The organism is Halomonas sp. 1513 (assembly GCA_001971685.1).
Classification (GTDB): Bacteria; Pseudomonadota; Gammaproteobacteria; order Pseudomonadales; family Halomonadaceae; genus Franzmannia.
The window spans coordinates 1,039,578-1,058,224 of the sequence record CP019326.1; the positions used below are offsets into that span (position 1 = coordinate 1,039,578).

The 18,647-nt window shown below is 67.7% G+C and carries 16 protein-coding genes, 1 pseudogene and 2 riboswitches; of the genes and pseudogenes, 8 read left to right on the forward strand and 9 right to left on the reverse strand.

Annotated features, from left to right (window positions below):
• Positions 1-19 precede the first annotated feature (19 nt).
• The gene (locus BWR19_04790; GenBank protein APX92309.1) at positions 20-1,369 is read right to left on the reverse strand and encodes a hypothetical protein; all 1,350 of its coding nucleotides are present in this window, start codon (positions 1,367-1,369) and stop codon (positions 20-22) included.
• A 261-nt stretch (positions 1,370-1,630) separates the two neighbouring features.
• Here BWR19_04790 and BWR19_04795 point away from each other — a divergent pair, with 261 nt between their 5' ends.
• Together BWR19_04795 and BWR19_04800 are read left to right on the forward strand one after the other, a co-directional pair.
• Complete coding sequence (locus BWR19_04795) at positions 1,631-2,302, forward strand: GntR family transcriptional regulator (protein ID APX92310.1); 672 nt, start codon at positions 1,631-1,633, stop codon at positions 2,300-2,302.
• A gap of 142 nt (positions 2,303-2,444) precedes the next feature.
• On the forward strand, positions 2,445-2,624 hold the full coding sequence (locus BWR19_04800; protein APX94900.1) for a CsbD family protein: 180 nt from the start codon (positions 2,445-2,447) through the stop codon (positions 2,622-2,624).
• Positions 2,625-2,688: 64 nt separating this feature from the next.
• Here BWR19_04800 and BWR19_04805 read toward each other — a convergent pair whose 3' ends face one another.
• From BWR19_04805 to BWR19_04815, 3 genes are all read right to left on the reverse strand, one after another.
• Positions 2,689-4,593 (reverse strand): phosphomethylpyrimidine synthase ThiC, encoded by a 1,905-nt coding sequence (locus tag BWR19_04805; GenBank protein APX92311.1) that lies wholly within the window; start codon positions 4,591-4,593, stop codon positions 2,689-2,691.
• 86 nt (positions 4,594-4,679) lie between these two features.
• A riboswitch (TPP riboswitch) is annotated at positions 4,680-4,799 on the reverse strand.
• A gap of 226 nt (positions 4,800-5,025) precedes the next feature.
• Positions 5,026-5,694 (reverse strand): thiaminase II, encoded by a 669-nt coding sequence (locus tag BWR19_04810; protein APX92312.1) that lies wholly within the window; start codon positions 5,692-5,694, stop codon positions 5,026-5,028.
• Between the two features lie 78 nt (positions 5,695-5,772).
• A riboswitch (TPP riboswitch) is annotated at positions 5,773-5,908 on the reverse strand.
• Positions 5,909-6,082: 174 nt separating this feature from the next.
• Entirely contained in the window at positions 6,083-6,802 is a 720-nt protein-coding gene (locus BWR19_04815) for a hypothetical protein (GenBank protein APX92313.1), read from the reverse strand.
• Between the two features lie 203 nt (positions 6,803-7,005).
• On the opposite strand from BWR19_04815, the gene BWR19_04820 reads away from it, so the two are divergent.
• From BWR19_04820 to BWR19_04840, 5 genes and pseudogenes are all read left to right on the forward strand, one after another.
• Positions 7,006-7,989 (forward strand): dehydrogenase, encoded by a 984-nt coding sequence (locus tag BWR19_04820; protein ID APX92314.1) that lies wholly within the window; start codon positions 7,006-7,008, stop codon positions 7,987-7,989.
• 20 nt (positions 7,990-8,009) lie between these two features.
• The gene (locus BWR19_04825) at positions 8,010-8,408 is read left to right on the forward strand and encodes a hypothetical protein (GenBank protein APX92315.1); all 399 of its coding nucleotides are present in this window, start codon (positions 8,010-8,012) and stop codon (positions 8,406-8,408) included.
• Positions 8,408-9,475 (forward strand): glycosyl transferase family 1, encoded by a 1,068-nt coding sequence (locus tag BWR19_04830; protein ID APX92316.1) that lies wholly within the window; start codon positions 8,408-8,410, stop codon positions 9,473-9,475. Before BWR19_04825 ends, BWR19_04830 begins: the two co-directional genes overlap by 1 nt.
• Positions 9,472-10,368 carry a hypothetical protein gene (locus BWR19_04835; protein APX92317.1) on the forward strand — a complete coding sequence of 299 codons (897 nt, stop codon included), beginning with the start codon at positions 9,472-9,474 and terminating at the stop codon, positions 10,366-10,368. The genes BWR19_04830 and BWR19_04835 overlap by 4 nt, the downstream gene beginning before the upstream one ends.
• Before the next feature lie 47 nt (positions 10,369-10,415).
• Positions 10,416-11,264 (forward strand): annotated as a pseudogene (locus tag BWR19_04840) (hypothetical protein).
• 45 nt (positions 11,265-11,309) lie between these two features.
• On the opposite strand, the gene BWR19_04845 reads toward BWR19_04840, so the two are convergent.
• Positions 11,310-12,050 (reverse strand): deaminase, encoded by a 741-nt coding sequence (locus BWR19_04845; protein APX94901.1) that lies wholly within the window; start codon positions 12,048-12,050, stop codon positions 11,310-11,312.
• Between the two features lie 287 nt (positions 12,051-12,337).
• Here BWR19_04845 and BWR19_04850 point away from each other — a divergent pair, with 287 nt between their 5' ends.
• On the forward strand, positions 12,338-13,480 hold the full coding sequence (locus tag BWR19_04850) for a GTP cyclohydrolase (protein ID APX92318.1): 1,143 nt from the start codon (positions 12,338-12,340) through the stop codon (positions 13,478-13,480).
• Positions 13,481-13,548: 68 nt separating this feature from the next.
• On the opposite strand, the gene BWR19_04855 is transcribed toward BWR19_04850, so the two are convergent.
• The 4 genes from BWR19_04855 to BWR19_04870 are packed head-to-tail and all read right to left on the reverse strand — an operon-like array spanning position 13,549 to position 18,581.
• Entirely contained in the window at positions 13,549-14,373 is an 825-nt protein-coding gene (locus BWR19_04855; GenBank protein ID APX92319.1) for a creatininase, read from the reverse strand.
• On the reverse strand, positions 14,370-15,173 hold the full coding sequence (locus BWR19_04860; GenBank protein ID APX92320.1) for an FkbM family methyltransferase: 804 nt from the start codon (positions 15,171-15,173) through the stop codon (positions 14,370-14,372). Before BWR19_04860 ends, BWR19_04855 begins: the two co-directional genes overlap by 4 nt.
• Positions 15,173-17,110 (reverse strand): glucan biosynthesis glucosyltransferase H, encoded by a 1,938-nt coding sequence (locus BWR19_04865; GenBank protein APX92321.1) that lies wholly within the window; start codon positions 17,108-17,110, stop codon positions 15,173-15,175. The genes BWR19_04860 and BWR19_04865 overlap by 1 nt, the downstream gene beginning before the upstream one ends.
• A complete protein-coding gene (locus BWR19_04870; protein ID APX94902.1) occupies positions 17,082-18,581 on the reverse strand; it encodes a glucan biosynthesis protein D in 1,500 nt (499 codons plus the stop codon). Before BWR19_04870 ends, BWR19_04865 begins: the two co-directional genes overlap by 29 nt.
• Positions 18,582-18,647: the final 66 nt, after the last annotated feature.

Genomic DNA, 18,647 nt, shown 5'->3' on the forward strand with positions numbered 1-18,647 from the left:
CTTTTACCCCCGTCTCGGCTTAGGGGAAGAAGGTCAAACCGATCACATAGAACGGAATCGAAATGATCAGCAGCGTCATGCAGTAGCCCATGATATGACGTGCCTTGACGCCGGTAATACCCAGCAGCGCCAGTGCCCAGAACGGCTGGAACATGTTGGTCCAGGTATCGCCGGCACCAAAGGCGGTGATAATACGCCCGACTGATACTTCAAGCTCCTTGGCTACCTCCATCAGGATTGGACCTTGCACGGCCCACTGGCCGCCCCCGGAGGGTACGAAGATATTGAGCAGGCCTGCGGCGAACCAGCTGATTACAGGCAGGGTCTGGGGCGTAGCAATGCTGAGCATCGCATCGACGAAGATCACTGCAAGGCCAGACAGCGTCACCATGCCCATGATGCCGCCATAGAAGGGGAACTGAAGGATGATGCCGCTGGCCCCCCTGGTCGCGTCGGTTACCGCATTCATATAGCGAACCGGGGTCTTGTGCAGGGCCAGGCCAAGGAATAGGAATAGAAAGTTGACGATGTTGAGGTTGAGGTCAAAGCCATTGCGTGTGAAATGCATGATTGCATAGCTGCCAGCGAGGATCAGCAGGACTACCGTGAACCACACCGAATCCATGCGGGCGCCGATACTATCAGTATCATCTTCTTGCTGTGGCTTAGGCTCCTCCTCTTTGAGGAACTGAGGAGCATAGGCGTCTATGCCGGCCATCTCATCCTCCCGGCGAGGCGACATGAGATAGAAGGTGACGGGTACGACCACGGCAATCAGCATCAGGCTGTTGAGCAGGGCATAGCTCGAGAAAGCGGTCTGAGTGATCGGGATGATGCCGATAGCGTCTTCCAGGAAGTGGCCGCTGGTGGCCACGGTAAGCCCGGAGGAGGAGGAGGGCCCCATATGCCAGACCATCTGGCCGGAGTAGCCTGCCGCAACGATCAGGGGGTAGTGCAGCTTGATGCCCTGGCGGTGTGCCGCCTTGCCGATCTCGAGAGCGAAGATAGCCCCTACAATCAGCCCCAGTGCCCAGTTGAACCAGGAGAAAACGCAGGCAATCAGTGCGGTCAGAGCCGCCGCCTGGGCGCTACTGGCAGGCTGAGAGGCAAGCCGCTGGATCCACTTCTTGACGGCAGGGGCCGTTGCCAAGGCGTGGCCTGTGACCAGAATCAAGACCATCTGCATGGTGAAGGAGAGCAGGTCCCAGAAGCCCTCATACCAGTGGTCGACCATGGCCAGCAGGCCACTGTCGGTGAGTATCAGGCCGAGCAGGAAGGTAACGATAGTCAATAGCACGGCGAAGATGATCGGCTCGGGCATATAGCGTTCGGAGAAACGCGAAAAAGTATCGCCAAGTTGTTTGATCATGAAGTGTCTCGCTGTCAGGGAATGGGTGTTGTTGTACGTCCATGGCCGGGCGGCGTTGGGCCGCTCCCTGTGGCTGGCGTGATTCACCTCAAGCGGTGGACGTTTTATTCTTATATGGCAAGCGATAAAGAATTTATCATGTGCGCTTGATGTATATATCAATAGGGATTTTATGTACTACTGTCAAGTTTGTGGCACTGCATATGGACGCAGCCTGGGCTGCTCTGGGCTGCTGAGTGGGCAGATGAGGGGAGAGTTCAAATGACCGGCGCCAAGCGTTCCAGTGCGCAGCGGCTAAGGGATGCGCTGGAAGACGACATCATCAATGGGCGTCTGGCGCCCGGAGAGCGTGTCGATCCCGAAGCTCTCGAGCGCCGCTTCGAGGTCTCGCGCACGCCAGTCCGCGAGGCGATCCAGCAATTGGTGGCCAGCGGGCTGCTGACGGTGTCGCCCAAGCGGGGGACCTTCGTGGCCAAGATAGGGCTAGATCAGTTGATCGAGATGTTCGAAGTCATGGCCGAGCTGGAGGGCATGTGCGGGCGTCTGGCCGCGCGGCGTATCACGACCACCGAGCTCGCCTCGCTCGCCGCGACCCTGGCGCGCTGCGAGGCGGCGGCAGAGGCGGGCGATACCGACGAGTACTATTACGAGAACGAGGCCTTCCACGAGTGCATCTATGTCGCCAGCCACAATGCCTTTCTGGCCGATGAGGCGCGCCGTCTCAAGCAACGCCTGAAGCCTTACCGGCGCCTGCAGCTGCAGGTTCGCCAGCGCATGAGCAACTCGCTGGGGGAGCATCGCGAGGTTGTTGCGGCGATCCAGCAGGGCAATGCCCAGGCCGCCGAGCAAACGCTTCGCGAGCATGTGCTGATTCAGGGGGAGCGCTTCAGCGATTTCGTGGCCAGCATCAGAGGGTTCGGCGTCTCGTCCTGACCATAACGCCATCGAATAGCCCAGGTTATCGACGCCCAGTTCCATAAAGCGCCTATGCTGTAGGTGGCGCTGAACGTCTGTGCCGTCGGCCCAGGCGGTTACGCAGCGCTTTTACTGCACTCACGGATTCGAGGTGTTGATCATGACCAATGGAAAGACAGACAAGGCGAAGGGTACTGCCAACAAGGCCGGTGGCAAGGTCAAGGAAGCAGCGGGCAAGGCGACCGGCAGCACCGAGACCCAGGCCAAGGGCAAGGCACAGCAGGCCAAGGGTGACCTGCAGAAGGGCAAGGGCGAGGTCAAGGACAAGCTCAAGAAGTAAGCGAGCCGCTTGACCGCGCAATATCGCAGGGGCCATCAGGCCCCTGCGTCGTGTCTGGCGGTCGTCACACCTCCTTGTAGAGCTCGGCCCCCGCCTTCCTGAATTTATCCGCCTGCTCCTCCATGCCCTTCATCACCGCTTCCTGATCGCCATCGAGGCCGTTGTCGCGAGCGTAGTCGCGAACCTCCTGGCTGATCTTCATCGAGCAGAACTTCGGCCCGCACATGGAGCAGAAGTGCGCCACCTTGGCGGAGTCCTTGGGCAGGGTCTCGTCGTGGTACTCGCGGGCGGTATCCGGGTCCAGGCCGAGATTGAACTGGTCCTCCCAGCGGAACTCGAAGCGCGCCTTGGACAGCGCATTGTCGCGGCGCTGGGCGGCCGGGTGCCCCTTGGCGAGATCTGCAGAGTGCGCGGCGATCTTGTAGGTGATGATGCCGGTCTTGACGTCGTCCTTGTTGGGCAGGCCCAGGTGCTCCTTGGGCGTTACGTAGCAGAGCATGGCGCAGCCGAACCAGCCGATCATGGCAGCGCCGATGCCCGAGGTGATGTGGTCGTAGCCCGGGGCGATGTCGGTGACCAGCGGGCCGAGGGTGTAGAAGGGCGCTTCGTCGCAGTACTCCAGCTGCTTGTCCATGTTCTCCTTTACGAGATGCATGGGCACGTGGCCGGGGCCCTCGATCATCACCTGGACGTCGTGCTTCCAGGCGATATGGGTCAGCTCGCCCAGAGTCTTGAGCTCGGCCATCTGGGCCTCGTCGTTGGCGTCGGCCACCGAGCCGGGGCGCAGGCCATCACCCAGCGAGAAGGCCACGTCGTACTGCTTGCAGATCTCGCAGATCTCCTCGAAGTGGGTGTAGAGGAAGCTCTCCCGGTGATGGAACAGGCACCACTTGGCCATGATCGAGCCGCCGCGGGAGACGATGCCGGTGACACGCTTGGCGGTCAGCGGCACGTAGCGCAGCAAGACGCCGGCGTGGATGGTGAAGTAGTCCACGCCCTGCTCGGCCTGCTCGATCAGGGTGTCGCGGAACACCTCCCAGGTGAGGTCCTCGGCCACGCCGTTGACCTTCTCCAGCGCCTGGTAGATGGGCACGGTGCCGATCGGCACCGGGGCGTTGCGGATGATCCACTCACGGGTCTCGTGGATGTTCTGGCCGGTGGAGAGATCCATGATGGTATCCGAGCCCCAGCGGATGCCCCAGGTCATCTTGTCGACCTCTTCCTCGATGGAGGAGGTGACCGCTGAGTTGCCCAGGTTGCCGTTGATTTTCACCAGGAAGTTGCGGCCGATGATCATCGGCTCGGACTCAGGGTGGTTGATATTGCAGGGGATGATCGCCCGCCCGGCGGCCACTTCGGCACGCACGAACTCCGGGGTGATCTCTTCCGGCAGGCGTGCGCCGAAGCCCTGCCCCGGGTGCTGGTGGCCCAGAATGCGTTCGACTTCCTCGGTGCCGAGCGCCTGGCGGCGCTGGTTCTCGCGAATGGCGATGAACTCCATCTCCGGGGTGATGATCCCCTGGCGGGCATAGTGCAGCTGGGTGACGTTTCCTACCCGGCCATCTTTTGTAGGGAGTGCGCGCCGTGGCGTGCGCTTCAGGTCGAAACGCAGCTGGGCCAGCATGGGGTCGTTGGCGCGGCGCTTGCCGTACTCGGAGGTGGGGCCGTCGAGAAATTCGGTGTCGCCACGCTCTTCGATCCAGGCGCGGCGCAGCTCCGGCAGGCCACGGCGCAGATCGACGCTGATTTCGGGGTCGGTGTAGGGGCCAGACGTATCGTAGACCAGCAGCGGCGGGTTCTCTTCGTCCTCGCCGGAGGTCTTGGTGGGTGATAGCGATATCTCGCGAAAGGGCACGCGAATGTCGGGGCGTGAGCCTTCGATATGGACCTTGCGTGAGCCGGGTAGCGGCTGGATGGCGGCCTCGTCGACCATGGCGGTATCGGCGAGGAAGTGCTGGGTCTTGCTCATGGAGTGTTCTCCCTAGGGTATTGCGGCGGTTGTGCGTTGTCAGGGAGGACAGCTGGGAGGACAGGGGCAGCCAGGCGGAATGCCCTGGCTGCGTGTCGCTTGATCCCTACGCTGGTCCTAGCCAGTTCAGGTTCAACGGGATCCATGCTTCGGCGCGCTGCGCTGCATGATCTCAGCCGTTTTCAACGGCACCCCGTCAAGCGTGGTGGTGCCCGCCGGCGAAGGCGGACAGGTTGCTACTGCATACGTTGCTGCCTTTCTGCTTCTGGCCCGGGGCTGATCCGGCGGCAGGCCTACGAGGAGGCGCTATAAATACTTCCTTGTACGCTACCTACGCCATCCATGGCGTAGAACCTCCTCTTCGGCCTGCCCCCGGCGCCCCTCACCCTGTGGCAACAGCAACGGGTCTACTTCGGCTGGATGGCAGCGGAGTCAATCGCTGCCATCCAGCCCCATCTGCCAGAAGTCGATCTCGAGCCGCGTCGCGTCGCGGAAGATCCGCGTCAGCGCGTCGAAGCGGGCCGGCGTGACGTCGGCCAGGCGCGCATCGAGCCATGCCAGTTCGGCGCGCATGGCGGCCTGGAACTCCTCGCCCTCGTACATGGCGATCCAGGCGTCATAGGGGTTGGCGTCGCCGCGCAGGGTATCCGGCTGAGCATTCAGCCAGTTGGCGATCTCGCCATAGCCCACCAGGCAGGGCGCCAGGGCCACATGCAGGTCGAGCAGGTCGCCGCGATTGCCGGTGTCGAGCACGTAGCGGGTATAGGCGAGGGTGGCACGCGCTTCCGGCAGTTCGGCCAGCTGCTGCTCGCTGATGCCCCACTCCCGGCAGTAGCCGACGTGCAGCTCGAGTTCGACGTCGACGATGGCCTTCAAGCCGTCATGGGCTTGGCGCAGGTCGGCCAGCGTCGGGCTCTTGTAGGCGGCCAGGGCATAGGCACGGGCGAAGTGGATCAGGAACAGGTAGTCCTGCTTGAGATAGTGGCGAAAGGCGTCATCGGCGAGGCGACTCTGGCCCAGCTGGCGCACGAAGTCGTGCTCGATATAGGCGCGCCAGTCGTCCTGGCAGGCTGCAGTGAGGTCGGTAAAGCGGTAGCCCATCTTGCCTCCGGAAGCGATATGGCAATCCGGTGCACGGGCGAAGGGAGAGGGGCCGCACGAAGGGCGAAACGCTGGTGTGCCTGGCCACCGCTTGATTCCTACGCCGGTACGAGCCGGATCAGGTTCAACGGGACCAGTGCTTGGGTGTTGTCGAGAGCTCGACCTACCCCTGCGCCATCTCAGCCGGAATTCACCGACACCCCGTCAAGCGTGGTGCCAGTCTAGCAGGCCAGTGGAAAGTTGCTAGCCTACTGATGCAGCACGAGGCGATTCCGGCGAGAGGCCTGCGAGGGGGCGCTGTGAACCCCTCCCTGGGCGCTACCTATGCCATCCATGGCATAGAACCCCCTCTCCGGCCTCTCGCCAGCGCCTATCGCTCAGCGTTGAATCACTGGCGGCGGTAAAGCCAGCGAACGTCCACGGCGAAGGAGAGGCTCAGCAACAGCAGTGCGGTGGCAGTCAGCAGGCTGGCCAGCGCGGCCGACACCCCGGGCAGCAGAGCCACCATCAGGGCGACCACCTGAACCACGCAGATCGCCTTGCGGCGCAGGCTCTCCGGCAGCGCTGCCTGCAGCCAGGGCCAGCGCTGGCCGCTGAACACGAAGGCGTAGCGCATGGCGCCGATCAGCAGCACCCAGCTGCCGACCTTGCCGAGCACCACCAGTGCCAGGCACAGCAGCAGAATAAGCCCAGCGTCCAGCTCCATGTCGAAGCGCGCACCGAAGGCGCTGATGGATCCAGTGCGCCTGGCCACCCAGCCGTCGATGCCGTCGAGCAGCAGCGCGGCAGCAGCGATCCCGGCGAGTGCGACGGTGTGCTGCTGCCACAGGACGGGCCACCACAGGCTGCCGGCGAGCAGCGCGATCAACGCCGCGCGCAGCAGCGTCACGCGGTTGGCCCAGCCAAAATGGCGCAGTTCTCCGGTCCAGGCAGCGGCAACCAGCACGGCGATGACGAGGTAGCTCAGGGCGCTGGTCAGGGCCAACCACCCCGGCGCGGTCAGCGCATGTTGAGTTAACTGTGCCAGCACCAGCACAACGGCGAGCCCTGCGGCCAGATCGGCTATCGGGCGCTGAAAGGCGGTAGAAGTAGAGAGAATACGACTCATGCGGGGCTCTTATGCGCTATAGCTGAAGGGGGACGTCTGTCGTGCCAGCCGGCGTATGGCCTATTGCCAATAGCCTAGCCCAGCGCCGTATCGTTGGCGAAAAATGATGCAAAATACCCTGCCAGTACATATATTGTATAAATATTGAAACCTAAATGTCGAGAACGCGTCTTCAGTAGCACGACTAACAGCGGGACCGCGATATGCCTTATACGACAAGCATGGCCTTCTGGACGCTGGCTCCCGGTCACGGTGTGCTGCGCAGCGAGCCGCTGGAGGCGCCTGGTCCGGATGAGGTAGTGGTCGAGGCGCTTTACAGCGGTGTGAGCCGGGGTACCGAATCGCTGGTGTTCACCGGCCGGGTACCGCCCAGCGAGTATCAGCGCATGCGTGCGCCGTTTCAGGAGGGTGACTTCCCAGGCCCGCTGAAGTACGGCTACGCCAGCGTGGGTTGCGTGGTCGAGGGGCCTGAGACGCTGCGCGGGCGCACCGTATTCTGCCTCTATCCGCATCAGCAGCGCTACGTGGTGCCGGCCAGCGCCGTGCATCCGCTGCCCGATGACGTTCCCCCCGAGCGCGCCGTGTTGGCGGCCAATCTCGAGACGGCGATCAACGGCGTGTGGGACGCGGCGCCCGGGCTCGGAGATCGCATCTGCGTGATCGGCGCCGGGGTGGTCGGTGCGCTGGTGGCTTGGCTATGCCAGGGTATTCCCGGTACCCAGGTGTGCCTGGTGGATATCGAGCCAGAGCGAGCCGGCCTGGCTCGGGCGCTGGGCGTGCCCTTTGCCCTGCCCGATGAAGCGCCGCTCGACAACGACCTGGTGATCCATGCCAGCGGCCACCCTGGTGGGCTGGACACGGCGCTGCGTGTGGCCGCCCGCGAGGCCACCCTGGTCGAGATGAGCTGGTACGGCGAACAGCCAGTGGCACTGCCGCTGGGCGGCGCCTTCCACGCCCAGCGCCTGACTCTGCGCTCCAGCCAGGTGGGCGGCATCGCGCCCCAGCGTCAGCCGCGCTGGGACTTTCGCCGGCGCATGCAGCTTGCGCTGCGGCTGCTGGCCGAGCCGCGGCTCGATGCGCTGATCAGCGGCGAGACGCCCTTCTCCTCCCTGCCCGACGAGATGCCGCGCCTGGTACAGGGCGGCGGCACGGTGCTCTGCCACCGTATTCGCTATGCAACGACCTGACCCCCTTCGAGGAGCTGTCTATGTACCGTCTGACCGTTCGTGACCACTTCATGATCGCCCATAGCTTTCGTGGCGATATTTTCGGCCCCGCCCAGCGCACTCACGGGGCCACTTATGTGGTCGACGTCACCTTTCAGCGCCGCGAGCTGGATGACGACGACCTGATCGTGGATATCGGCCTGGCCAGCGAGACGCTGTCGACCCTGCTGGCCGAGTTCAACTTCCACAACCTCGACGAGCTCGAGGAGTTTCAGGGCCGTAACACCACCACCGAATTCATGGCGCGGGTGATCTTCGAACGCCTCGCGGCGGCGATCGCCGACGGGCGGCTCGGCGAAGGGGGGCGTGGCCTCGAAGCGCTGACGGTCACCCTCCATGAGTCGCATATCGCCTGGGCCAGCTACGAAGGAGCGTTGTAATGCCGCAAGCGCCCGATCTGTGCCTGATCGTCGCCGGCGACCCCGGGCAGCTGACCGGCGGCTATGTCTATGATGCGCGCATCGTCGCCGCCCTCGAGGCGCGCGGCTGGCGGGTCGAGGTAGTGGGGCTGGCGGGGCGGTTCCCCGACCCCGATGCACGCGCCCGTGATGCGCTGGAGACGGCGCTGGCCGCCCAGCCCGATGATCGCCGGGTGGTCATCGACGGCTTGGCCATGGGGGGGCTGCCCGAGGTGGTCGAAGCGCATGCCACACGGCTCGATCTCACGGCGCTGGTGCATCACCCGCTGGCCGACGAGACGGGGCTCGACGAAGCCACGCGTGTGCGGCTACTGGACAGCGAGGCGCGCGGCCTGGCCGCGGTGGCGCGGGTGATCAGCACCAGTGCCTTCACGGCCCGACGCCTGCGTGACTTCGGAATTGCCGCGGCACAGGTGGTCGAACCTGGCGTCGAGCCCGCGTCGCTTGCCCCCAGCGCCCTCGATCTGGAAGACAGCCAGCGTCCTCAGCGACTGCTGTGCGTGGCCACCGTGACCCCGCGCAAGGGCCACGATTTGCTGGTCGAGGCGCTGGCCGGGCTGGATGCCACCCGCTGGCGCTGTGACTGCATCGGCGGCCTCGACCGCGATCCGGCCCACGCTGAGCGGGTTGCCGCCAGCATCGCCGAGCATGGCCTCACGCAGCAGTTGCGGCTGCTCGGCGAGCGCGAGCCTCAGGCCCTGGACGTGGCCTATCGCGACGCCGACCTGTTCGTCCTGCCCTCTCACTATGAGGGCTACGGCATGGTGGTCACCGAAGCGCTGGCCCGCGGCCTGCCGGTGATTACCACCACCGGCGGGGCGCTGCGTTACACCCTGCCCGAGGGCGCCGGGCTGGCGGTGGCGCCCGGTGACGTAGAGGCCCTGCGTGGGGCCCTGCGCAGCTGGCTGGATGATGCTCGCCTGCGGCGGGAGCTGCGCCGCGGCGCCATCGCGGCCCGCGAACGGCAGAGCGACTGGCAAGCCGCGGGCGACGCCTTCGCTGCTGCGCTCGGGGTAGCGCATCCATGACCGTCGCGGACAACGCCGGGGGCGGCCGTTTCGCCAGCGACTGGCTGGCGCTGCGTGAGGCCGCCGATCACGCCGCACGCTGTGCCGAGCTGACCGCCGAGGCGGGTGCCTGGCTGCGCCGTCACCGGGCATCCGACAGCGCACCGCTGACGCTGGTCGATCTGGGCTGCGGGCGCGCCAGTAATCCTGCCTATTTGGCGTCGCGCCTGCCTGGCCCGCAGCGCTGGCGGCTGGTGGATCATGATCCGGCGCTGCTGGAGAGGGCTCGCCGGCGGCTGGCAGACTGTGCCGATGCGGCGGGCAGGCAGCCCGATATCGAAAACCGTCAGGTCGACCTGGCCGACCTCGAGGCGCTGCCTGGCCTGCTCGATGGCGCCGAGCTGGTGTGCGCCTCGGCGCTGTTCGATCTCTGCTCCACGGCCTGGGTCGAGGCGTTGGCCGAGGCCTGCGCGGCACGCCGCTTGGCGGCGCTGTTCACCCTCAGCGTGGATGGCCACTGGCAGTTCATCGATGCCAGCGGGCCGCGCCAGGACGCCGAAGACGATTGGGTACGCACGCTGTTCGGCGACCATCAGCGCCGCGACAAGGGGCTGGGGTCGGCGTTGGGGGGAGAGGCGCCGGCGGTGCTGGCTGCCGCCTTCGAGGCGCACGGCTATCGCGTCGAGCGTGCCGCCAGCCCGTGGCAACTGGCGCCGGGCAGCGAGGCGGCGCTGACCCTGGGGCACGCGCTGGTGGCCGGTTGGGCCACGGCGGCGGCCGAGCAGTGCCCCGCGCAGGCGGGGCGAAGCGAGGCCTGGCAGTTGGCCCGCCAGCGCGACCTGGCCAACGGCCGCTGCGGGGTCTGGGTCGGCCACGTCGACCTGCTGCTGCTGCCTCCTGAGGGAGCTGCCTGATGGGTGGCGCGACGCGGCGGCGCAGCCTGCTGCGCCTGGCGGTCAGCCTGGCGCTGCTGGGCGGCGTCGCGCTGTGGCTGGAGGCCGCGGAGGTGATCGCCGAGGTGCAGCGGCTGGCCCCTGGCTGGGTGCTGCTGGCACTGCTGCTGAGTCTGCCCCAGGTCGTGATCTCGGCGTGGCGCTGGCGCTTTACCGCCGCGCGCCTCGGAGTAGGGCTGAGCTGGCGCCATGCCATCAACGACTACTATCTGGCCAGCTTTCTCAATCAGGTGCTGCCCGGCGCGGTGCTCGGCGATGCCGCCCGCGCCTGGCGTCATGCTCGGGCCAGCGGTCAGCGCGCCGCGGCATGGCGCGGCGTGGTCATCGAGCGCGCTTCCGGCCAGCTGGTGCTGGCGGTGGTTACCCTGGCCATCCTGGCACTCTCGCCGCTGTGGCATGCCGCCATTGGCGACCTGCTGGCACGCCCCATGGTGGGCACTAGCGTCGCGGTAGTCGCAGGGCTGGCAGTGCTGGGGACGGGGCTGTGGTGGGGGCTGTGCCGCTCAGGCATCACCCCGCCGACCTGGGCCAGCGGCCTGGGTGGTGACCTGCACCGAGCGCTCTTCAGCCGGCGCGCCTGGCCGGCGCAGCTGGGGGGCTCGCTGCTGGTGCTGGCCAGCTATGGCGCGATCTTCGTCTGCGCCGCGCGGGCGATAGGTGTCGAGCTGCCGGTCACCACTCTGCTGGCGCTGCTGCCGCCGGTGCTGCTGGCGATGCTGATCCCGCTGTCGGTGGCCGGCTGGGGCTTTCGCGAGGGCGCCGCGGCGCTGGTCTGGCTCGGCGTCGGCCTGCCGCCGGCGCAGGGTGTGGCGGTGTCGGTGAGCTACGGGCTGCTGGTGCTGCTGGCCAGCCTGCCCGGGGCGCTGTGCTGGTGGCAGCGCAAGCGCAACGCGGCACCCGGCTCAGTCGATGGCGGGGCGCAGGGCGACATCGAAGAGGGTGTCGTCGCCGCAGTCGAAACGTCGCGCGGTGGGCCGCAGCGCCTGGTCGAGGGTGTCGATGACGGGCAGCGACAGCCCCGGGCGCCCGGAGCCGATCAGCAGCGGCGCTACCAGCAGATGCAGGCGGTCGACACAGCCGGCGGCGATGAACTGCGACACAGTTTGACCGCCGCCCTCGATCAGCACGCGGCGGCAGCCGGCCTGCTGCAGGACATCGATCACCGCCAGGGGAGACACCCGGCCCTCGGCGTCCTGCGTCAGCCGGTAGTGCTCGACGTGTGTGCCAACCCCGTTGGGCGCCGCCACGCCCTCGCCGAGCAGGTGCAGCGTCGCCAGCCGCGTGTCCTGAAACACACGCCGCGCAGCCGGTACCCGGCCGCGCGGGTCGAGCACCACCCGCCGCGGCTGGCGACCCTCGACGTGGCGTACGTTGAGCTGCGGGTCGTCCTCGTCGGCGGTGCCGGCACCCACCAGCACGGCGTCGACCAGGGCGCGCAGCCGGTGCAGATGAACCCGGCTCGCGACGCCGTTGATGTAGTGGGAGTGACCGCTGTGGGTGGCGATGCGTCCGTCGAGGCTCTGGCCGAGCTGGGCGACCACCCGCGGGCCGGCGTCGCAGACCAGCGGCAGCAGGCTGTCGAGCAGCGCGCTGGCGGCGCTGCCCAGTGTCGGCTCGGCATGCCACTGGCCGCCGCGGATCAGCGTCAGTTGGGCGCTACCCTGGCTGACGGTCAGTCGGCGCTGGCGGCTCCAGGGGTGGTCGCGCGCCGTCTGCAACGCCTGCCAGGCGAGGCTCAGCTCGCTGTCGTCGCGACGCGGCGTGGCGGGGTGGCTCATTCACGGCCTCTCTCGATCAGAAACGTTCCTTATCATGGGCAGCCGCCACGGGCGGCACAAGCCCCATGCATCCGTGGCGCCGTGGCGCCCGTATCCAGACCCATTATCCCCAGTGCCATACGCCTCCCCGGGTGAGGCGACAAGGAGGCTACATGCCACGTACAGGACATCACGTCGAGCGCGCCATCTTCGATCTTCGCCGCGGCGTACCGGTGGTACTGCAGGATGCCGACACGGCGACCCTGATCCAGCCGATGGAAGGACTATCGGCGAGCCAGTTGGCGACGCTGCAGGAGGACGCTGCGCTGGTGATTACCGGTCACCGTCTGGCGGTGTTGAACGGTGACGCAGGTGGCGTGTCCAGGCAGGTCGAGGCCCTGCGCCTGCCGCTGGGCAGCTGCGGCCCGCTGGATCTGGCGCGTCTCGAACGGCTGGCGTTCGGCTCCCAGGCCGAGCCGCGAACGGCGGCGCTGGCCCAACCGGCCGGGGCGGGTGAGCATGGCGCGCTGGCGCTGATGCGCCGCGCGTTGCTGATTCCCGCGGCGTTGACCGTCGAGCTGACCGGCGCCGCGCGCAGCGCCGCCCAGGCACGTATCGATGCCGGCGAGTGGTTGAGCGTCGAGGCCGAGGCGGCGATCGACTGCTTCGACAGCGCTGCCGGCATGCTGACCCGAGTCAGCGAGGCGCGGATTCCGCTGGCCGAGGCCACCGAGAGCCGTTTCATCCTGTTTCGTGAGCCGGATGGGCTGCGTGAGCACGTCGCGGTGGTGATCGGTGAGCCCGGCGACTGGCAGCCGGCAGTGCCGCTGCGCCTGCACTCGGCGTGCCTGACCGGTGATCTGTTCGGCAGTCTGCGCTGCGACTGCGGCGAGCAGCTGCGCAACGCGGTAGCGGATATCGAGTCGCTGGGTGGTGGGGTACTGCTGTATCTGGCCCAGGAGGGGCGCGGCATCGGCCTGGCCAACAAGCTGCGCGCCTACACCCTGCAAGACGGTGGCCTGGACACCGTGGACGCCGACCGGGTGCTGGGGTTCGGCGACGACGAGCGCCACTATCGCGCAGCGGTGGACATGCTCGCGGCACTCGAGATCCAGCGGATCCAGATGTTGACCAACAACCCGCAGAAGATCTCGGCCCTGCAGGCCGGCGGCATCGAGGTGGTGGAGCGACAGGCGCTGTATGGCCGTCTCAACGATCACAATCGCCGCTACCTGAGTGCCAAGGCCGAGCGCTCCGGGCACCTGCTGGATGAGGTGCTAAACGCCGATACGTCACGCTCTTCGGCCTGCAAGTAGTCTTGGCTCCTCAGTCCTGTTGCATATAGCTACGGGACTCGGCGAAAGCCCTGCGAGGAGGCGCTGACTCAGCGCTGCTGCGCCCAGCCGGGCAGCGATAGCGTCTGGGTCTCGATCACTACCTCGGCCAGCCGCGCGGCGTAGTGTGCCACCAGCCGCTCGCCCAGCGCGGCGTCGGCCAGGGTGGCATTGCCGGCAACGCCGTCGGCGTGCAGGTCCTCGGCCAGCCAGGCGAAGGCCGCCTCGCCCTCGGGGCCCACCAGCTTGCCCGCGGCGGCCAGGGTCTCACTACTCGCCGACGGGTGACCGGCGGCTGCCTGCGTCACCTTGTGCGGCGCCAGATGCAGCATCATCGCGGTTTCCAGCGCCCCGCCGTGAAGGCCGTGGCGCAGTTCCTCGGCGGGCAGCCAGTCGCCGGGCGGCGGCGCCAGTCGGGTATAGGTGGCCTTGACCACCAGCATGGCGTGGCGGCGGCGCAGGGCCAGTGCGGCGAGATCCATTACCGCCTTGTTGCCGCCGTGGCTGTTGAGCAGCAGCAGGCGACGTATGCCGGCCCGGGCGAGGCTGTCGCCGTAGGCCTCGAGCGTGGCGATGGCCAAGGCAGGCGGCAGGCTCAGGGTGCCGGGATAGCTGGCGTGCTCGTCGCTGGCGCCCACCGCCAGCGGCGGCAGGCAGACCACGTTGAGGGCGGCGCCTGTCTCGGCAGGGCGCCGTGCGAGCGCCTCGAGGGTGGCCTGCTGCAGGCCCAGCCCGATATCCAGGTCGGTGGAGAGCGGCAGATGGCGACCGTGCTGCTCGACGGCACCCAGCACCAGGATCGCCACCGGGTCCTCGGCGGCCAGTGCAGCGAGGCCTTCGCTGGTCAGATCGCTCCAGTCGCCGATATGGCTCATGGCGTTGCTCCCGTTGGCGGGGTGGGCTGGCGGCGGGCATACAGATCGCCGGAGGCCAGGCCGTCGGCGCCGTCAGCGAGCCAGGCGCGTATCTGCACGGGGCTGCGCCACTCACCCCAGATGAACGCCCGGCGCTCGCCCTGGATGGCGTTGAAACGGTAGTCGCCGAGGGCCTCGAGGCGTGCCACGCAGGCCTCGGCAACGTCCAGCGCACCGGCCACGAACTCCACGGACAGCGCCTCTACCGGCTGGCTGAGGCCGGCCAGTACCTCGGCCTCGAAGCCCTCGACATCGACCTTGATGAAGCGCGGCACGCCGAAGCGCGCGATCAGGGCGTCGAGGGTGGTCACCGTCACCGTCACTCGGCGCTCCCAGCGGACCTGGCGAAAGCCGGGATTGGTGCGGCCGATGCGCTTGCGCCAGTGGCGCGCCAGCGTCGAGACGCTGGGGTTGGCGACGCTGATGGCGATCTCGGCCTCGCCCTCCTCGGGCCCGGCGGCCACGGGCATCAGCACCAGGCCGCGGCGCGCGCCCATCAGCCGCACCAGCCAGCGGAACAGGCCCGGCTGCGGCTCCAGCGCCACCACCTCGGCGCCCAGCGCCTGGAAAGCGGCGGTGCGGTCGCCGAGATGGGCGCCGATATCGAACGCCAGGTCGCCGGGGGCCAGGAATTCGGCGTAGAGACGCTGAAGGCCAGGCTGACGCCCCGGGCGCCAGTACACCACCAGCGAGCGAGCCAGGCCGAGTGCGGCCTTGACACGCTGCTGCAGCGGCGGAGGGGAGTCGATGGCATGGGGCATCAGTAGGGTTCCTTTAGCGGCGGGCGATGGCGTGCCGGTCGCTGGCGGCGCCAGCCCAGGTGCTGGAGAGGCATATCGCCTGGCTGCTCGGCCGGTACGCTGGCGGCGCGGCTGTCGGCGTGCGCCGGCGTGGCGCACGCCAGTGTCTGGTCGAGGCGCATCAGTACCGCGGCGGGCGTCTCTTCACCGGGGGTTGCCAGCAGCCCGACGCCTGCCAGCCAGGCGCCGAGGCGGCGACTGCCCGACAGCCGCACCAGCAGCGGGGCAATGATCAATCCCACCCATACCGGGGTCAGCCACCAGAAGAAGCTCGGCGTGAACTGGTACATGGCCAGCGCCCAGGCGCCGCCGACCAGGGTTGCGGCGCGAGTGTGAGCGAACGCCTGGCGCCATGCCACCGACCGGCCCTCGCGCACCTGCGGGTCCCAGCCGACGCTGCGCCCGATCAGGATGCCAAGCACGAAGACGGTATGGAAGACCATCATCAGCGGGGCGATCAGGATCGCGTGGAACATCTCCAGCAGTGCACTCAGGCTGAGCCGCCAGCGCCCGCCGAAGGCTGCCGGGGTTTGCCACAGCGCCAGCAGCAGGCCGAACAGCTTGGGCAGCAGCAGCATGGCGGCGGTCAGCGCCAGCAGCGGCATGACCATTGCGCTGGTGTCCAGCGGCCAGTCGGGAAACAGCTGGTAGGTGTCGCTGAAGAAGCGCTCACGGCTGAAGGCGTTGAGCATGGCGGCGGCACTGCTCAGCGCCAGCATCAGTACCCACAGCAGCGAGGAGAGGTAGGCCAGCGCGCCCATGGCGAAATGCAGGCGACTGATCGGGTGCAGGCCGCCGGCCGCCAGCAGGCGCAGGTGCTGGAGATTGCCCTGGGTCCAGCGCCGGTCGCGCCGCGCATAGTCGAGCAGGTTGCCGGGCAGCTCCTCGAAGCTCGCCGTGATGCTCGCGTCGAGCCGCACCCGCCAGCCGCCGCGGCGCAGCAGCGCGGCTTCGACGAAGTCGTGGCTCATGATGTCGCCGCCCAGCGGCGGGCGGCCCGATAGCGCGGGCAGGCCGCAGTGGGCCATGAAGGCACGGGTGCGCAGGATGGCGTTGTGCCCCCAGTAGTTGGCGCAGTCGCCCTGCCAGAAGGCCTGGCCGGCAGCCAGCATGGGGCTGTAGAGCGCCGCGGCGAACTGGGTGAAGCGTCCGAACAGGGTGGCCTGGCGCACCGGGATCGGCACCGTCTGCAGGAGGCCCAGCTCGGGCTCGCGCTGCATGGTGCTGATCATCTGCAGCAGGCTGCGGCCGCCCATCAGGCTGTCGGCGTCGAGCACCACCAGGTAGTCGTAGCGGCGCCCCCAGCGGCGGCAGAATTCGGCCAGGTTGCCGGCCTTGCGGCCGGCGTTGTCGGCGCGGCGCCGGTAGTGCACCGCCAGCCGACCGGCCAGGCGCTGGCGCAGTGCGGCGACGTGGCGGCGTTCGTCGGCGGCGATGGCGTCGTCGCGGGTGTCGCTGAGCACGAAGGCTTCGACGCGGTCGTGGAGGTCCTGGTCGGTGCTGGCCAGCAGGTCCTGGCAGGTCGCCTCCAGACCGCCCAGGGCGCGTGCCGGATCCTCGTTGTAGATCGGCATGACCAGCGCGGTGCGCGAGGCCAGCGCGGCCATCGCCGGCGGGGCCTGGCGCGCCAGGCTCAGCGGGTCGCGCCGCGCGAGGCTGATCACGAAACCCACCAGGGCGGTCCAGAAGGCCAGCGCGATCCAGCCGAAGGTGATCGCGAACAGTCCCAGCACCGCGGCCTGCAATATGCCTAGGCCGCCGTCGTAGAGGATGCGGAACATGGTTGCCACGCCCAGCGCGGTGCTCGCCGCTACCAGCGCCAACAGGCCCAGCCTGCGCAGCCACAGCAGGGGCTGGCGCGGCGCCGAGTCAGCGTAGCTCATCGGGGTACCAGACATAGCTCCAGGTTTCGCTGATCGGCGAGCCGCGCAGGCTCAGGAAGAGGCGCATGTCGGCCGGCTCGCGGCCCTGGGGTTGGACGCGGAAGCTGGCGCGCCAGGTATCGCCGTCGGGCAGGCGTTGGACTTGGGCCTGGTGGATGTCACCACGACTGGTGGAAAGCTCGGCCTCTACCGGCTGGCTGGCATCCAGACCGGCCAGTTCGCCGCCGTGAAAGTCGACGATGAACTGGCGCCGGCTGCGCGGCGGCGGGTCGCTCTGCCCGGGGATCGCGCCCCAACCGCTGCGGGTGCGTATCACGCTGGCCTGGCGCTGTTCGTCGAGGCGGTCGCCGAAGGTCTGGGTGCGGTAGTGAAAGCGCCGCGACTCGCCGGCGTTGAGCGGCTCATCCGGTACCCAGTAGGCGACGATGTTGTCGTTGGTTTCGGTGTCGGTAGGAATCTCCACCAGCTCGACGCTGCCGCGCCCCCAGTCGCCGCCCAGCGCCTCGACCCACTGGCTGGGGCGACGCTCGTAGCGCGCTTCCATGTCCAGGTAGGCGTCGAAGTCGCGCTCGCGCTGGACCAGGCCGAAGCCGCCGGGAGATTCATCCTGCAGCGCGGAAACGCGCAGCCGGCGAGGATTGGAGAGCGGCCGCCAGATCCACTCGCCGGCGGCGGTGTGCATCGCCAGGCCGTCGGAGTCGTGGACCCGGGGGCGGAAGTCGTCGGCGCCGTAGGGGCTGGTATCGCCGTGGGTGAACATGCTGGTCAGCGGCGCCACGCCGAGCTTGGCCACGTCGCGACGGGCGAACAGCCGGGCGTCGACCTCCACGTCCACGTCGCGCCCGGGGCGGATGTCGAAGCGGTAGGCGCCGGCAAGTGACGGGCTGTCGAGCAGCGCCAGCACGCTCATCTGTGTGGCGTCCTCGGCCGGCTTGACCAGCCAGAATTCACGGAAGGCCGGGAACTCCTCGCCGTGCGGCGCTGCGGTGTCGATGGCCAGGCCGCGCGCCGAGAGCCCGTAGCCCTGATCGCGGCCGACCAGGCGAAAGTAGCTGGCGCCGAGGAATACCGCGAACTCATCGGCGTAGTCGCCGCGGTTGAGGGGGTAGTGAAGCCGGAACCCGGCGTGGCCGGCGCCGTCCAGGTCGGCGTCGAGCAGGCGCTCGGCGTCGCCGTCATAGGAGTAATACTCCTGGGAGTAATCCAGCCGCCTGGCCTCGCCGTCTTCGACCAGATTGAGGGTCACCGGCGTGTCGAACAGGAAGCCGCTGTGAAACAGCTGCACCGAAAACAGCCCGTCGTCGCGCCAGATCGCCTGGTCACCGCGAAAGCGGATCTGGCGATAGGTGTCATAATCGAGGTTGCGCAGGGCGGTGGGTAGCGACGCGCCAGCGCCCTGGTAAGGCTCGCCTGCCAGCGCTTCGGCGCGCTCGATGACGTCCTCGAAGTGGCGCTGGGTGTTCTCATCGGCGCTGGCCAGGGGCATGAGAAACAGCCAGCAGGCGCATCCCAGGGCGGTGCGTGTCGTGAGTTTCAACGGCGTCTCCTTGGC

Coding starts and splice junctions, on each gene's coding strand:
- BWR19_04850 (APX92318.1), top strand. CDS start 12,338: ATGCCACGTACAGGACATCACGTCGAGCGCGCCATCTTCGATCTTCGC.
- BWR19_04810 (APX92312.1), bottom strand. CDS start 5,694: ATGGGCTACCGCTTTACCGACCTCACTGCAGCCTGCCAGGACGACTGG.
- BWR19_04860 (APX92320.1), bottom strand. CDS start 15,173: ATGCCCCATGCCATCGACTCCCCTCCGCCGCTGCAGCAGCGTGTCAAG.
- BWR19_04820 (APX92314.1), top strand. CDS start 7,006: ATGCCTTATACGACAAGCATGGCCTTCTGGACGCTGGCTCCCGGTCAC.
- BWR19_04825 (APX92315.1), top strand. CDS start 8,010: ATGTACCGTCTGACCGTTCGTGACCACTTCATGATCGCCCATAGCTTT.
- BWR19_04830 (APX92316.1), top strand. CDS start 8,408: ATGCCGCAAGCGCCCGATCTGTGCCTGATCGTCGCCGGCGACCCCGGG.
- BWR19_04790 (APX92309.1), bottom strand. CDS start 1,369: ATGATCAAACAACTTGGCGATACTTTTTCGCGTTTCTCCGAACGCTAT.
- BWR19_04835 (APX92317.1), top strand. CDS start 9,472: ATGACCGTCGCGGACAACGCCGGGGGCGGCCGTTTCGCCAGCGACTGG.
- BWR19_04795 (APX92310.1), top strand. CDS start 1,631: ATGACCGGCGCCAAGCGTTCCAGTGCGCAGCGGCTAAGGGATGCGCTG.
- BWR19_04870 (APX94902.1), bottom strand. CDS start 18,581: ATGCCCCTGGCCAGCGCCGATGAGAACACCCAGCGCCACTTCGAGGAC.
- BWR19_04800 (APX94900.1), top strand. CDS start 2,445: ATGACCAATGGAAAGACAGACAAGGCGAAGGGTACTGCCAACAAGGCC.
- BWR19_04815 (APX92313.1), bottom strand. CDS start 6,802: ATGAGTCGTATTCTCTCTACTTCTACCGCCTTTCAGCGCCCGATAGCC.
- BWR19_04865 (APX92321.1), bottom strand. CDS start 17,110: ATGTCTGGTACCCCGATGAGCTACGCTGACTCGGCGCCGCGCCAGCCC.
- BWR19_04855 (APX92319.1), bottom strand. CDS start 14,373: ATGAGCCATATCGGCGACTGGAGCGATCTGACCAGCGAAGGCCTCGCT.
- BWR19_04805 (APX92311.1), bottom strand. CDS start 4,593: ATGAGCAAGACCCAGCACTTCCTCGCCGATACCGCCATGGTCGACGAG.